Below are 13,761 nucleotides of genomic sequence, written 5' to 3'. Positions count from 1 at the left end.
CGAGCCTACTCGCGGGCCGGATCCACCGGTGTGAACGAGGCCAGCGTCCCGCGCTTGAGCAGGGCGGATGCCGCAAGCGACCCCGCGACCGCGACGAAGATCGGCACCAGCAGGGTGAAGCCGGTGCCGGTGAACTCGACCACGAGCGCGATCGCGGTGAACGGCGCCCGCATGTTCGCGGCGAGGAACGCCGCGGCGGCGACGATGGCCAGGCTCGTCCCGTCGGCGCCGGGCCAGACGAGCGCCCAGAGCCCTGCGGCCGCCGCCCCCAGTGCGGCGCCGATCGCGACGGAGGGCTGCAGCGTGCCGCCGATCGCGCCCGCCCCGAGGGACGCGGCGGTGGCGAGGTACTTCAGCACGGCGAGCAGGAGCAGCATCCCGACGGGCTCGGTCAGGTCGAACCCGGCGGTCGCCAGCGCTCGGCCGTTGCCCAGGATGAGCGGGAAGAACACTCCCGCCAGGCCCACCGCGGCGAAGACGGCCGGAAGCACGATCAGCAGCTTCCAGCCGGTCGGCCGCCGCGGCGCCAGCCGTTTCGTGACGGTCAGGAAGCTCGTGGCGCCCAGGCCCATCAGCGGGCCGATGAGGAGGGCAGCCACCAGCAGCGAGGCGTTGACGCCGCCGCTGCCGAGCGTCACCTCGTAGAGCGAGTGGTCGCCCACGAGCGGGCGCGCGACGAGGGTCGCGATCGCGCTGACGGCGAGGGCGGTGACCGCCGCACCGATGGAGAACTCGCCGAGCAGGATCTCGACCGCGAACAGCGCACCGGCCAGCGGCACGTTGTAGACGGCCGCGAGGCCCGACCCCGCGGCGGAGGCGATGAGGATGCGGCGCCAGCGCGGCGTGAGCCGGAACCACGTGACGACCCTCGACGAGGCCATCGCCGACAGCTCGCGCGGGGCGACCTCCTTGCCGATCGACGCGCCGAGCCCGACCGAGACGACCTGCAGCACGGTGTCGACCAGGGTCTCCAGCGCCGGCATCCGGCGACCGTCGACGCCCTGCTCGACGCTGGCGATCGGCCGCCCGAACCGCCGGACGAGGTACCAGCCGACCGCGGCGATCACGCCCGCCGCGGTGACCGACACCACCGGCAGCCACATCTGCGCGGGCGCGGCGAGGCCGTCGAGGAAGTCGCCCTCCCCCTCGCCCCAGACCAGGTGCTCGACGGAGTGCACGATCCACACCAGCAGCAGGACCGCCAGGCCCGTCGCGAGGCCGACGACGAGGGTCGCGATGCCGATCCGCAGCAGGTGGCCGAATGCGGCACGACCACCGGAGAGGGCGGTGCGGCCGGTCGTCACGCTCCCACGTTACTGGGCCGACCAGCCCCCGTCGGACGCCAGGATCGCCCCGTTGATGTTCACGCCGTCGTCGGACAGCAGGAACGTGATGGAGGCGGCCAGCTGCTCGGCGGTCGCGACGGTCGGGATCTGCGCCTGGAACGGCTGCAGCCGCGCCTGCCCCGCCTCGGAGACGTGCGGGGGGAAGGGGATGCCGGTGGCGACCCCGCCGGGTGCGACCGCGTTGACACGGATCCCCGCCGGTCCGTACATGAACGCCGCGCTCTTGGTCATGCCGACCACGGCATGCTTGGAGGTCGTGTACGCGTTGCCGGATGCGTTGCCGCGCAGCCCCGCCTCGCTCGCGACGTTCACGACGGCGCCGCGTCCAGCGGCGACCATCGCCGGCAGCACCGCGCGAGTGAGCTTGAACGGGCCCGTGAGGTTGACGGCGAGGACCTTGTCCCACATCGCGTCGCTGGTCTCGGCCAGCGGGGAGAAGTCGTCGTTGATGCCGGCCACGTTGGCCAGCCCGTCGATCCGCTCCCCCGCGGCCGCCACGATCGCGTCGACGACCTCCTGTGCCGTGATGTCGCCGGTCACGGCGACCACGTCGGCATCCGGCAGCGAGGCCGTGAACTCCTCGAGCCTCGCCGCCGACACGTCGGTCGCGACCACCCTCCCGCCTTCGCGGGCGATGCGCGAGGCCGTCGCGCGTCCGATGCCGGACGCCGCGCCGGTGACGATCACGGTCTTCCCCGCGAAGCGGCCCGGCGTGACCTTCTCGGCCCAGGCACCGGACTCGGCCTCGTCGGGGATCACCCCGCCGTTGGCGCTGCGCACCAGGTCGTCGATCACCGACTGCGGCAGCTGACCCTGGCTCAGCGCCACCAGCTGCTGCAGCGGCAGTCCCTTGATGGGTGCCAGCGTCTCTTCGCTCGCACCGGACTGCGCCAGCAGGCCCCGCACGAGCTCGCCGCCCACCGGGTGCTCGAGCCAGTCACCGATCGAGCTGCTCGCGGTGAGGACCTTGTTCTCCGACATCGTCGCTCCTTGTCGTCGTCGCCATGCGGGAGTAGCTTATTCCCGTCCGGGAAATTCTATTCCGGTTCGGTCCGGCGGGCAATGGATCGGGGCGACCACGGAGAGGACGGATGCCGACATGACCGCAGCGGCAGACAGCCCCGCCGCCCGCCGTCGCGGGCGCGGCGAACGGGCCGGCCTGGACCGCACCGCGATCGTCGCCGTGGCGCGCGAGATGGATCCGGCGACGCTGACGATGCAGTCGCTCGCCGACGCCCTCGGCGTGGACCGCAAGGCACTGCACCACCACGTGCCGGGCCGCGACGGTCTGATGGAGCTGCTGGCCACCGACGCCTTCGCGCGCGAGTTCGCCCGCATCCGCATCGCCCCGGACGCCGACTGGCAGGACGCCTGTCGCACCTATGCCGCGGGGACGCGGCGGGCGCTCGTGGCCTCGGGCTCGCTCGCGCTGCAGTTCCACACGGCATCCGACGTCGCCGTGGCGGCCATCCGTCCCGCCGAGGCCGTGATCGAGCGGATGGTCGCCGCCGGCTTCGACGAGGTCTCCGCCGGGCGCGCGCTGCTCATGCTGACCACGATCGCGGGCGGCTTCGCCCGGGACGAGATCATGAGCGCCGGCAGCGGCGGCCATCCGCAGGTCGCGGAGTTCCGCGAGCTCATGGCCGCGCAGCATCCTGCCGGGCTCGATGTGCTGCGCCGGCTCGACGCGAACGGGTTCGAGGCGTTCAGCGACGAGCAGTTCGTCTTCGACGTCGAGGTGTTCCTCGCCGGGATCGCGGTCAGCGCAGGGTGCGGCGGGAGCTGATCTGCCCGGTGTCGAAGCCGAGCAGGTGGAGTCCGCCGTGGAACCGGGCGTGCTCGATCTTGATGCAGCGGTCCATGACCACCGTCAGCCCCTTCTCCTCGCCGTAGCGGGCGGCGTCCTCGTTCCAGATGCCGAGCTGCACCCAGATGGTCGGCGCGCCGACGGCGACCACCTCGTCGATGACCGCGGGGATGTCGCCGGGCTTGCGGAACACGTCGACGATGTCGGGGACCTCGGGCAGGGAGGCAAGGTCCGGATATGCCTTCTGCCCCAGGATCTCGGTCGCGTTCGGGTTCACGAAGTACACCCGGAAGTCGCTGGACTGCTGCAGGTAGGTGCCGACGAAGTAGCTGGAACGCGCCGGGTTGGGCGAGGCTCCGACGATGGCGACGCTCTTCGCCCCGCGCAGGATCCTCAGGCGCTCCTTGGCGCTCGGCCCCTCCCACGTCCGCTGCGAGCGCAGCAGCTTCGCCAGCGGCGAGGATGCCGGCAGCGCGCAGGTCAGCCCGTTCGCCAGTCGCGTCGATACGGTCTCTTCGATGGTCGTGTCGGTCATCACGTCGCCCACGTCGCTCACGTCGCTCACGTCGCTCATCATGCTCCTATGCTCCTATGCCTCCTGGGCGCGCTCGAGCGCCTGGTCGAGGTCGTAGAGGATGTCGTCGACGTCCTCGAGGCCCACGCTGATGCGCACCAGGCCGGGGAGCACGCCGCCGTCGATCAGCTGCTGCTCGCGCAGCTGCGCGTGGGTGGTGGATGCCGGGTGGATGACGAGGGTCTTCGCGTCGCCGATGTTCGCGAGGTGGCTGGCGAGGTCGACCGACTCGATGAAGGTGCGGCCGGCGGCGCGGCCGCCCTTCACCCCGAAGCTGAAGACGGCGCCCGGGCCCTCCGGCAGGTACTTGGCCGCCCGGTCGTGGTGCGGATGCTGCGACAGGCCCGCCCAGTTGACGAACTCGACTCGGGGGTCGGCGTCCAGCCATTCGGCGACGGCGCGGGTGTTCTCCACGTGGGCCTTCATGCGGTAGGGCAGCGTCTCGACGCCGAGCGCGAGCAGGAACGCGGAGTGCGGAGCCAGCGACGGCCCGATGTCACGCAGCTGCTCGGCCCGCAGCCGGGTGAGGAAGGCGTATTCGCCGAAGTTCCCCGACCACTCGAGGCCGCCGTAGCTCGGCACCGGGCCGGTGAACAGCGGGAACCGCTCGGAATGCCAGTCGAAGCGTCCCGACTCGACGACGACGCCGCCCAGGGTCGTCCCGTGGCCGCCGAGGAACTTCGTCGCCGAGTGCACGACGATGTCGGCGCCCCATTCGATCGGGCGGCACAGGTACGGGGTCGCGACGGTCGAGTCGATGATCAGCGGCACCCCGGCGGCGCGGGCGACGTCGGCGAGACCCTCGATGTCGGCGATCTCGCCGGACGGGTTCGCGATCGTCTCGGCGAAGATCGCCTTGGTCTGCCCGGTCACGGCGGCCGCGTAGTCGGCCGGGTCGGCGGAGGCCACGAACGTCGTCGCCACGCCGAAGCGGCGCAGCGTCACGTCGAGCTGGGTGATCGAGCCGCCGTAGAGGTTGGCGCTGGCGACGATGTGGTCGCCCGCCCCCGCCAGCGAGGCGAAGGTGATGAACTGCGCCGACAGGCCGCTCGAGGTCGCCACCGCGCCCAGTCCCTGCTCGAGCGAGGCGATGCGCTCCTCGAACGACGCGGTGGTGGGGTTCGCCAGCCGGCTGTAGATGTTGCCGTACTTCTGCAGCGCGAAGCGCGCGGCGGCGTCGTCGGTGTCATCGAACACGAACGATGCGGACTGGTAGATCGGGAGCGCGCGGGCGCCGCTGACCGCATCCGGGATGTTGCCGGCGTGGATCGCGCGCGTGCGGAAGCCGTATTCACGGTCAGCCATGGAGGGGGTGCCTTCGATTCGGGAGGAGGGGGCCTGACGAGCCTACATTCCGCCGTTCCGGGTCGCTCTCCGTGTGTCCTTTTCCGGCATTGAACTTCCGGCTCACACGGCTCGGGGGGAGAGGTCGGGCAGCGCGGGGATGCCGAAGTCATGGCGCAGCGCACTGCGTGCCGCCCACCACCCGCAGAGCCCGTGCACCCCGGGGCCGGGAGCGGACGAGGCCGAGCACAGGTACAGCCCCGGTGCGGGCGTGCGCCACGGGTCGGGGCGCAGCACCGGACGCCGCAGCATCTGCCACATCGTCGGCATCCCGGCGGAGATGTCGCCGCCCGGGTAGTTCGGATTGTGCCGGGCGACGTCGATGGCGGTGCGGGAGTGGATCGCGACGATGGTGTCGCGGAAGCCGGGAGCGAACCGCTCGATCTGCCGGATCACCGCCTCCTGCCGATCCACGTCGCTGCCGGCGGGCACGTGCGTATACGCCCAGAGCACATGCCCTCCCGCCGGCGCGCGGGTGTCGTCGAAGGCGGAGGGCTGCGACGCCAGCACGTAGGGGCGATCGGGATGCCGCCCCCGCGCGACGGCGTTCTCGGCCGCGGCGACCTCGGCGCGGGTGCCGCCGACGTGGACGGTGCCGGCCGCCGCCACCTCGGGATCCTGCCACGGCACCGGCGCCGACAGCGCGAAGTCGACCTTGGCCACCCCGTTGCCGTAGCGGAACCGGGCGAGGGCCGACCGATACGCCGGCGGCAGCTCGTCGCCGGCCAGCCGCAGCAGCGCCGCGGGGGTCGTGTCGAGCAGCCGCACCCGCGCGGATGGCAGGTCACGCAGCGAGGTCACCTCCGCGTCGGTGACGACCTCGCCCCCGTGGGCGCGCAGGTCGACGACCATCGCATCCGTGATCGCCTGGCTGCCGCCGCGCGGGATCGGCCAGCCGCGGGCGTGTCCGTAGGCGGCGAGCGCGAGCCCCGCGCCGGCGGCGCCGAGGCTGGGCAGGGCGGTGATGGTGTGCGCGGCGACGCCGGTCAGCAGGGCGGGCGCAGCCTGTTCCCGGAAGCGCAGGTTCCACAGCGGCGACCCCTGCTCGAGTGCCCGCAGCCCGAACACCGCGGCGACGAGCGGGTCCGGCGGCACACGCAGGAGGGATCCGCCGGTGAACTCGGCGACCGCGGCGGCATGCGCGGCGAGCGGTCGCATGAGCCGCGCATAGGCGTCACCGTCACGGCCGAGGCCCACGCGGGTGCGCTCCAGATCGCGATAGGCGACGGCGGCGCGGACACCGTCGAGCGGATGCGCGAAGGACGCCTCCGGCACCGCGAACTCGACCCGCTGCGCGAGACCGAACTCGCGGAAGAAGCGGGACTCGAACGCCATCGGATGCACCGCCGAGCACACGTCGTGCCGGTAGCCCGGCAGCGTCAGCTCGGTCGTGGCTGCTCCTCCGCCCGGCTGCGACGCGCGCTCGTACACGCGCACCGACAGACCGGCGCGGGCGAGCGTCACAGCCGCTGCCAGCCCGTTGGGACCGGCGCCGACGACGACCGCGTCGAGATCTCCGGTCACGGCGCTCCGCCCTCGGCGAGGTAGGCGAGCCGGCGCAGCGTCTCCGCGTTGCGCCGATGCAGCGGAAGATCGAGCAGCGCTGCGGGGATGAGCGCGCCGGGTCCGGCGACGGCGTGCTCCTGCAGGCGCACCACGCATCCCTCGCCGCGGGGTCTGACGTCGATGGTGACCTGCGCCTCGCCCAGCGGCCGGCCCTTCGCACGGAGTACGACCCGACGCGGCGGGTCGTACTCCCGCACGGTCGTCGCATCGTCGATGAGGAGCGGCCAGACGCCGAACGAGTGATGCAGCCGTGAACCCGGCCGAGGCCAGTCGTCGGCGACGTCCCGCATCCGCGACGCCCCGACCACCCATGCCGGATACAGCCACCCGTTCGCGATTACCCGGAAGACGTCATCCGGAGTACACGTCATCCGCCGGGCGTTCCGCGCCATGATCGGGTTCCTCTCCTCGCGTGCATCCACGCTAGATGCCCGCGCGCCGGCGCGCACGGGCCTTGCCGGGTGATGCGCCTCCCGCTAGCGGCACCCCTCTTGCCCGTGAGGACGGGACGCGTACGGTGGGCCGCATGCAAGGGTTCGCGGCGGTCGACTTCGAGCTCGCGCGGCAGGTGCTGCAACGCGGCATCGCGGCGCTGTACCTGATCGCGTTCGTCTCGACGCTGAACCAGTTCCGCCCGCTGACCGGCGAGCGCGGGCTCCTTCCCGCGCCCGATCTGCTGGCGTGGGCGGCGGGGTCTGCGGCACGGGCGCGGATGCTGCGCCCCACCCTGTTCCGTCGCATCCGCTACACCGATCGGCGCCTGGTGGCGCTGTGCGTGGCCGGCATCGTGATCGCCGCGGCCCTCGTGCTGGGTCTGCCGCAGCTGACCGTCCCGTGGGCGCCGATGGGGTGCTTCCTCGCGCTGTGGTTCGGCTATCTGTCGATCACGAGCATCGGGCAGACGTTCTACGGCTTCGGCTGGGAGATGCTGCTCGTGGAGGCCGGGCTGCTGGCCGCGTTCCTCGGGTCGGGCGACCAGCCGCCGCCTGCGGTCGTGATCGTCCTGTTCTGGTGGCTCCTGTTCCGGCTGGAGTTCGGCGCCGGGATGATCAAGATCCGCGGCGGCCGGGAGTGGCGCGATCTGACCGCGCTGACCTACCACCACGAGACCCAGCCCATGCCGGGACCGTTCAGCCGGCGGGCGCACCTCCTGCCTCGCTGGTTCCACCGCGTCGAGGTGGTCGGAAACCACTTCGCGCAGCTCGTGGTGCCGTTCTTCCTGTTCGCGCCGATCCTCTCGCTCTGGGTGCCCGGATCGGCGCCGGTGATCGTGGGCGATGTCGCAGCGGCGATCGTGATCGTGACGCAGCTGTGGCTGGTGGCGACGGGCAACTTCGCGTGGCTGAACTGGGCGACGATCGTGCTCGCCTTCGCTGCGGTGGGGATTCCGGGCGCCACGGGCGCAGCATCCGCCCCGCCCTGGACCATCGACGGGCTGACCCTGCCGTGGCTCGTCGTGACCTGCGCTGCGGGGGCCGGGTTCGCGGTGCTCAGCTGGCCCGCGCTGCGCAACCTCTTCGCCCGGCGACAGCTCATGAACGCGAGCTTCAACCGCTGGCAGATCGGCAACGCCTACGGCGCCTTCGGGACCGTCACGAAAGAGCGCATCGAATACATCGTGGAGGGGACGATCGACGAGGACCCGGATGCCGCCGAGTGGCACGAGTACGGCTTCAAGGGGAAGCCGGGCGAGCCCCGCCGCCTCCCGCCGCAGATCGCGCCGTACCACCTGCGGCTGGACTGGCTGATGTGGTTCCTGCCGCTCGGGGCGCCTCTGGACGAGTGGTTCACGACGTTCCTGCTCCGGCTGCTGGAGGCCGACCCGCCGACGCTGCGACTGCTGCGCACCGACCCGTTCGGGGGTGAGCGCCCGCGATGGGTGCGCGTGGTGACGTACCGGTACCGCTTCGCGACACGGGCGCAGCACCGCGCCGACGGAGTCCGCTGGGTGCGGGATCGCCGTCGCGTGCTGGTGCGACCGGTCCGGCTGCCCGGCTAGCTCGGGGACGCGGCGCGTTCGGCTCCCTCGACGAAGCCTCGAAGACGGAGCTCCTCCAGACCGTCCGACCATGCCGCTCGTCGCGCTCTGGGCGCCGCGAGCGGGACGACGAGCAGTTCCTGCTCACGGTCGGACTCCAGGAAGGAGACGATGCTGTAGTGCAGCTCGCGGAACCGCTCCTTGAAATCTTCGGCGACCAGGGCGAAATCGTCGAAGGCGGCCCTTTCGAGGATGAACTGGGATTCCGGATCCCGCCGGATCTTGTCCAGCGGCACCCCGCTGCACGAGAGATCCACGAATCTCGCCTCGGAGATGTCGAGCGCCCAGTCCGTGTGCTCGTAGAAGTCCCGCCGGGCCTCGGCGAACGCGTCCAGCACGTCGGCGTCCTTGAAGAACGCCGACGGCGCGGTGTTGATGTTGATCTTCCCCACCTTCCCGACGAGTGTGACGCGTCGGAAGAAAGCCGACCAGATCGAGAGGGTGGGGTTCGTCGTCAACCCGTCGACCACGACGTCCTGGAACAGGCATGGGCCGATCTCGGAGTCGGTCACCCGGCAGCCGGAGAGGACGACGTCGCGCACCAGGCTCATCCGCTCCGGGCTCTTGACCAGCGACAGGCCGCAGTTGTCGAACTCGCACCCGTCCAGGCGCACCGACTCGTAGACGCCGCCGCCGCGATCGAACTCCATCGTCCATCGCGCGTTCTCGACGGTTCTCACGAGCCGCCGTGATCGCCGGGGTCGGGAGCATCGGCCCGTGTCACGTCGCGCAGGAGCCGGGCGGTGGCGGCGGCGTCCAGCCGGTGCCCGACCGACTCGGGCATGGAGACGAACTCCGCATGCGGGATCTCGCTCGCCAGTCGCTCGGCCGCAGCCCGCAGGAACGGGAAGGTCTGCACCCCGCACAGGACGGTGACCGGCATCGCGACCGAGAGCATGTCCGCGGTGGGGGTCGAGACGTCGCGGGTGAGCGTCGCGTCGTAGACGGTCGACTGCGCGAGCGGCACCAGTGCCGCGAACAGGTCGCTCCCGCGGATCTGCTCGACGACCTCGTCCGGCAGCCCGATGGCCTCCCGCTGGAACAGCAGCACGGCATCCGCCTCGCGACCGTCGTCCACGAGCCGCTGCAGCCGCTCGGGAAGCGCGGGATCCGGTTCGTCCTCACCGAAGCGGAACGGCGGCTCGGAGAGGAACAGGTGCGCCATCGGCACGCCCTCGGCCGCAGCCAGCAGCGCCAGCACGGCGCCGGACGAGTGACCGATGACGACGACGCCGGGGCCGGCCGCGGCGGACACGGCGGCCAGGTCCTCCACCTCACGGTGCGGGTCGACGGGCGGGGTGTGTCCGCTGCCACCCCGGGCGCGGCGGTCATAGGTGATCGCGCGCATCCCGGCGGCGGCGAGCTGCTCCGCGAGGGGCGCCGCGTCCTGGGCGGTCGAGAACGCGCCGTTGACGATGACGACCGGGCGGCCGTCACCGTCCTCGTGGACGGCGATGCGCGTGCCGTCCGCGGATGTCACGGTGTCCATGCGCCCATCGAAGCAGCGTGGTCGCCGCCCGGCAAGACGTGTGGCTCAGCCGGGCGCTCACCCCACGTGCAACGGGTGGGTGCGCTCGAGCGCCGCGCCCTCGACGTCCACGTCGGGCAGGATCCGGTCGAGCCATCTCGGCAGCCACCACGCAGCGTTCCCGAACAGGTGCAGCAGCGCCGGGGTGAGCACCATCCTCACCACGAAGGCGTCGAAGAGCACGCCGATCGCCATGCCGAAGCCGAGCGGGCGGATCATCGACATCTCCGAGAACACGAAGCCGCCGAACACCGACACCATGATGATGGCGGCGGCCGTGACGACGGCCCGGCCGTTGCGCAGGCCCGCGACCACCGCCGACCGCGCCTTCATCCCGTGCGCGTAGGCCTCGCGCATGCCGGAGACGAGGAAGAGCTGATAGTCCATGGCCAGGCCGAACAGCACGCCCATGATGATGATCGGCGCGAAGCTCAGCACCGGCCCCGGGTCGTGGACGCCGAAGATCGCCGACAGCCACCCCCACTGATAGATCGCGGTGACCGAGCCGAGCGCCGCGAACAGCGAGAGCACGTATCCTGCGGTCGCGATCACCGGCACCAGGATCGACCGGAACACCAGGATCATGATCAGCAGCGACAGGCCGATGACGACGACCAGGTAGACCGGCAGGGCGTCCGCGATCTTCGCGGAGACGTCGATGTTCGCCGTCGTCGTGCCCGCGACGCCGAGCTGCACGTCCCCGTCGAGCGGGGACAGCCCGCGCAGGTCGTAGACGAGCTGCTCGGTCGACTCGCTCGACGGACCCTCGGCGGGCACGACCTGGAAGGCGAAGATCGTGCCGTCGTCCGAGACGGCGACAGGTGCCGCCGCGACGACGCCGTCCTGCGCCATCAGCGTCGTGACGATGTCGGCCTCGGTCGAGGTCTGGTCGTCGTCCGCCACCGCCTCGGGGAAGGTCGCGACCACGAGCAGGGTGCCGTTCATTCCCGCGCCGAACTTCTCGGCGACGGTCGTGTACGCCTTGTACTGCGTCGAGTCGGTGGACGCCGACGAGCCGTCCGGCAGCCCCAGGCGCATCGACAGCGCGGGGATCGCGATCACCAGCAGGGCCACGACGGCGATCCCCGCCTGCAGCATGGCACGGCCGGTGCGCATGGGCTTCGGCGTGTACGGCGCGTGGTCGGGGTGACCGATGCGGGTGCGGGCGCGACGGCCGAGCACGCGCAGCTTCATGATGCCCAGCAGCGCCGGGGTCAGGGTGATGGCCACGAGCACCGCGATCGCGACGCAGATCGCCCCGACGGTGCCCATGACGCCCAGGAACGGGATGCCGGTGACGTTGAGGGCCAGCAGCGCCACGATCACCGTGGTGCCGGCGAAGACCACGGCGTTGCCGGAGGTGCCGTTGGCCAGTCCGATGGACTCGGGCACGGCCATCCCCGCCAGCAGCTGTCTCCGGTGCCGGTTCAGGATGAACAGGGCGTAGTCGATCCCCACGGCCAGACCCAGCATGAGCCCGAGCACGGGCGTGACCGAGGCCATGTCGACGACGCCCGAGAACGCCATGGCGCCGGCGACGCCCACGCCCACGCCGATGAGCGAGGTGATCAACGGCGTGACGGCGGGAAGGAAGGCGCGCAGCATGACGACCAGCACGAGTGCGGCGATGATCACGCCGACGATCTCGCCGACCCCGATCAGACCGTCGATCGACTCGGCGATGGTGGCCGAGTAGGTGACCTGGACGCCGTCGATGCCGGCGTCGTCGAGCATCGCGGCGATCTGCGTCTTCAGGTCGCTGGAAAGGCTGTACTGGTCCTCGGTGAACGCGATCGTGCCGACCGCGGCCGTGCCGTCGTCGGAGACGGTCTGGATCTCGCTCGCCGCGTCCAGCAGCGTCTGACCGTCCGCGACCTGCTGCGCCTGTGCGTCCAGCGCGGCCTGGCCTTCGTCGATCGTCGCCTGCTGCGCGTCGAACTGCGCCTTGGCCGCATCGTAGGCGCCGGCGGCCTGCGCCTGCGCGATCGCGGCATCCAGCTGCTGCTGACCCGCGTCGATCTGCGCCTGTGCCGCATCGATCTGCGCCTGCGCGTCTGCGAGCTGCTGCGCCTGCTCGTCACGCTCGGCGTCCGTGTCGAACGGGTTCGAGGTGGCCGCCACGCCGTCGACGGCGTCGACCTCGTCGAGCAGATCCGCGATCGCGGACTCCTGCGCCTCGGTGAAGGCGTCGCCGTCGGTCGTGAACACGACGGTCGCGGTCGCGCCGGCGAGGTCCGGCATGGCCGCGGCGAGCTCGTCGCTGACCCGCTCGGTCTCCGTGCCGGGGATCGAGAAGCTGGACGCCAGCGTGCCGCCGAACGCCGCATACGCGCCGCCGGCCAGGCCCAGCACGACGATCCAGCCGACGAGCACGATCCAGGCGCGGCGGGCGGCGAGACGACCGAGACGGTAGAGGAGGTTGGCCACGGCGAACCCTTCGCGGAGAGATGGATGTGGGGCACATCGGCGGGCCTGCTCAAATTTATCCGACAGATGTCGGTGAAACCGGCGGAGCGCGTGATTCACAGCAAACGGTCGGGCACGCCCCGCGGGCTGCCAGAATCGCGGTATGGATCCTCGAGCCGCGCGCACGCGCCAGAGCCTGCAGGACGCACTGCTGGCGCTCGCGCGGGAGCGCCCGTTGGACGAGATCACGGTGGGCGACCTCGCGGAGCACGCGGGCGTGAACCGGTCGAGCTTCTATCAGCACTACTCGGAGAAGGAGACGCTGCTCGCCGATGCGCTCGAGCAGGCGCTCGACGAGGTCTCGGAGCAGCTCTTCGCGCGCGGTGCGCTCACGCCCGAGGGGATGCCGCACGAGCTGCAGTCGTACCTGCAGCATCTCGCCGCCAACGCCTCGCTGTACCGGCGCGTGCTGGGCGAGCACGGCTCCGCCGTCGTGACCGCACGGCTGCGCCGGAGGGTGGAACGGATCGTCTCCGATGCGGTCGGCGCGACCGACGCCCCCGCCTTCGACGGCATCCCGCTCGACGTCGTCGCCGCGGGCCTGGCCGGCACGGCGATCGGCGTCATCACGGCTTGGCTGGCGCTCGAGCCGCTGCCGCCGGTGGACGTGGCGGCGGACTGGCTATGGCGCGTGCTCACCGGGCCGGGCGCACCCGGTGGGGAGGCCGGCCGATGAGCCCGCGCCGGATCCCCGCCGCGATCGATGGCGCCGTGCTGATCGCCGGCAACGCCGACGACGTGGTGGCCGCGCTCACCGCCGCCGCGCGCCGCGACGGCGTGGTGCTCGTCGACCCGCACGCCGAAGCGGCCCAGAGGCGTGCGATCGTCGGCATCGCGGCGGTGCGCACGCCGTCGCGCTCGACCCTCGCCGGCGGCATCCGCACGCTCGACGAGCACGCCGCGCTGCTCGAGCCCGATGCGGCCCGCCTGGTCATCGCGGTGCGACAGAAGCTGACGATCACGCCCGAACGGCTCCTCGGACCGCTCGTGAACGAGATCCTGTTCCAGGTGTCGGTCGCCACCGGCGGCCTCGAGGGCGCCCGCCGGCTGCGTCGCGCCCGCGCGCGGTTCGGCGCGGCGCTGCTGGACGCC

Annotated in this window: 13 protein-coding genes; 4 read left to right on the top strand and 9 right to left on the bottom strand. The window is 71.8% G+C overall.

Annotated features, from left to right (window positions below; genetic code table 11):
* Positions 1-5: 5 nt before the first annotated feature.
* Positions 6-1,304: a chloride channel protein gene (locus QM626_RS10525; RefSeq protein ID WP_415076752.1), complete on the bottom strand. Its 1,299-nt coding sequence runs from the start codon at positions 1,302-1,304 to the stop codon at positions 6-8.
* Positions 1,305-1,313: 9 nt separating this feature from the next.
* Positions 1,314-2,327 (bottom strand): SDR family NAD(P)-dependent oxidoreductase, encoded by a 1,014-nt coding sequence (locus tag QM626_RS10520; protein ID WP_415076750.1) that lies wholly within the window; start codon positions 2,325-2,327, stop codon positions 1,314-1,316.
* A 118-nt stretch (positions 2,328-2,445) separates the two neighbouring features.
* Between QM626_RS10520 and QM626_RS10515 the strand changes: the two genes are divergently transcribed.
* Complete coding sequence (locus QM626_RS10515) at positions 2,446-3,132, top strand: TetR/AcrR family transcriptional regulator C-terminal domain-containing protein (RefSeq protein ID WP_415076748.1); 687 nt, start codon at positions 2,446-2,448, stop codon at positions 3,130-3,132.
* Here the strand turns inward: QM626_RS10515 and QM626_RS10510 are convergent.
* From QM626_RS10510 to QM626_RS10495, 4 genes are all read right to left on the bottom strand, one after another.
* A complete protein-coding gene (locus QM626_RS10510; RefSeq protein WP_415076788.1) occupies positions 3,107-3,688 on the bottom strand; it encodes a CoA-binding protein in 582 nt (193 codons plus the stop codon). The two genes, QM626_RS10515 and QM626_RS10510, sit on opposite strands and share 26 nt — an antisense overlap.
* A 54-nt stretch (positions 3,689-3,742) precedes the next feature.
* A complete protein-coding gene (locus QM626_RS10505) occupies positions 3,743-5,032 on the bottom strand; it encodes an O-acetylhomoserine aminocarboxypropyltransferase/cysteine synthase family protein (protein WP_415076746.1) in 1,290 nt (429 codons plus the stop codon).
* Between the two features lie 102 nt (positions 5,033-5,134).
* The gene (locus QM626_RS10500) at positions 5,135-6,595 is read right to left on the bottom strand and encodes a phytoene desaturase family protein (RefSeq protein WP_415076744.1); all 1,461 of its coding nucleotides are present in this window, start codon (positions 6,593-6,595) and stop codon (positions 5,135-5,137) included.
* Positions 6,592-7,029, bottom strand: a complete 438-nt coding sequence (locus QM626_RS10495) for an SRPBCC family protein (RefSeq protein WP_415076738.1) — start codon at positions 7,027-7,029, stop codon at positions 6,592-6,594. Before QM626_RS10495 ends, QM626_RS10500 begins: the two co-directional genes overlap by 4 nt.
* Positions 7,030-7,163: 134 nt before the next feature.
* On the opposite strand from QM626_RS10495, the gene QM626_RS10490 reads away from it, so the two are divergent.
* Positions 7,164-8,636, top strand: a complete 1,473-nt coding sequence (locus QM626_RS10490; RefSeq protein ID WP_415076736.1) for a lipase maturation factor family protein — start codon at positions 7,164-7,166, stop codon at positions 8,634-8,636.
* Here the strand turns inward: QM626_RS10490 and QM626_RS10485 are convergent.
* Genes QM626_RS10485 through QM626_RS10475 form a run of 3 tightly spaced genes read right to left on the bottom strand, consistent with a single transcriptional unit; the run spans position 8,633 to position 12,630 of the window.
* Positions 8,633-9,355 (bottom strand): hypothetical protein, encoded by a 723-nt coding sequence (locus tag QM626_RS10485; RefSeq protein ID WP_415076734.1) that lies wholly within the window; start codon positions 9,353-9,355, stop codon positions 8,633-8,635. The genes QM626_RS10490 and QM626_RS10485 overlap by 4 nt on opposite strands.
* On the bottom strand, positions 9,352-10,164 hold the full coding sequence (locus QM626_RS10480; RefSeq protein WP_415076732.1) for an alpha/beta fold hydrolase: 813 nt from the start codon (positions 10,162-10,164) through the stop codon (positions 9,352-9,354). The genes QM626_RS10485 and QM626_RS10480 overlap by 4 nt, the downstream gene beginning before the upstream one ends.
* A 57-nt stretch (positions 10,165-10,221) precedes the next feature.
* On the bottom strand, positions 10,222-12,630 hold the full coding sequence (locus QM626_RS10475) for an MMPL family transporter (protein ID WP_415076730.1): 2,409 nt from the start codon (positions 12,628-12,630) through the stop codon (positions 10,222-10,224).
* A 142-nt stretch (positions 12,631-12,772) separates the two neighbouring features.
* On the opposite strand from QM626_RS10475, the gene QM626_RS10470 reads away from it, so the two are divergent.
* Positions 12,773-13,345 (top strand): TetR/AcrR family transcriptional regulator, encoded by a 573-nt coding sequence (locus QM626_RS10470; protein WP_415076728.1) that lies wholly within the window; start codon positions 12,773-12,775, stop codon positions 13,343-13,345.
* Positions 13,342-13,761: hypothetical protein (locus QM626_RS10465; RefSeq protein WP_415076726.1), on the top strand; the 420-nt coding region annotated here is incomplete at its 3' end. The genes QM626_RS10470 and QM626_RS10465, both read left to right, overlap by 4 nt.

This window comes from Microbacterium sp. (assembly GCF_047606385.1).
In the GTDB taxonomy this organism is placed as follows: Bacteria; Actinomycetota; Actinomycetes; order Actinomycetales; family Microbacteriaceae; genus Microbacterium.
Note: the sequence above shows the minus strand (reverse complement) of the source record. Positions and strands in the feature narration are given on the sequence as shown.

Coding starts and splice junctions, on each gene's coding strand:
- QM626_RS10520 (WP_415076750.1), bottom strand. CDS start 2,327: ATGTCGGAGAACAAGGTCCTCACCGCGAGCAGCTCGATCGGTGACTGG.
- QM626_RS10515 (WP_415076748.1), top strand. CDS start 2,446: ATGACCGCAGCGGCAGACAGCCCCGCCGCCCGCCGTCGCGGGCGCGGC.
- QM626_RS10510 (WP_415076788.1), bottom strand. CDS start 3,688: ATGACCGACACGACCATCGAAGAGACCGTATCGACGCGACTGGCGAAC.
- QM626_RS10505 (WP_415076746.1), bottom strand. CDS start 5,032: ATGGCTGACCGTGAATACGGCTTCCGCACGCGCGCGATCCACGCCGGC.
- QM626_RS10495 (WP_415076738.1), bottom strand. CDS start 7,029: ATGGCGCGGAACGCCCGGCGGATGACGTGTACTCCGGATGACGTCTTC.
- QM626_RS10490 (WP_415076736.1), top strand. CDS start 7,164: ATGCAAGGGTTCGCGGCGGTCGACTTCGAGCTCGCGCGGCAGGTGCTG.
- QM626_RS10480 (WP_415076732.1), bottom strand. CDS start 10,164: ATGGACACCGTGACATCCGCGGACGGCACGCGCATCGCCGTCCACGAG.
- QM626_RS10470 (WP_415076728.1), top strand. CDS start 12,773: ATGGATCCTCGAGCCGCGCGCACGCGCCAGAGCCTGCAGGACGCACTG.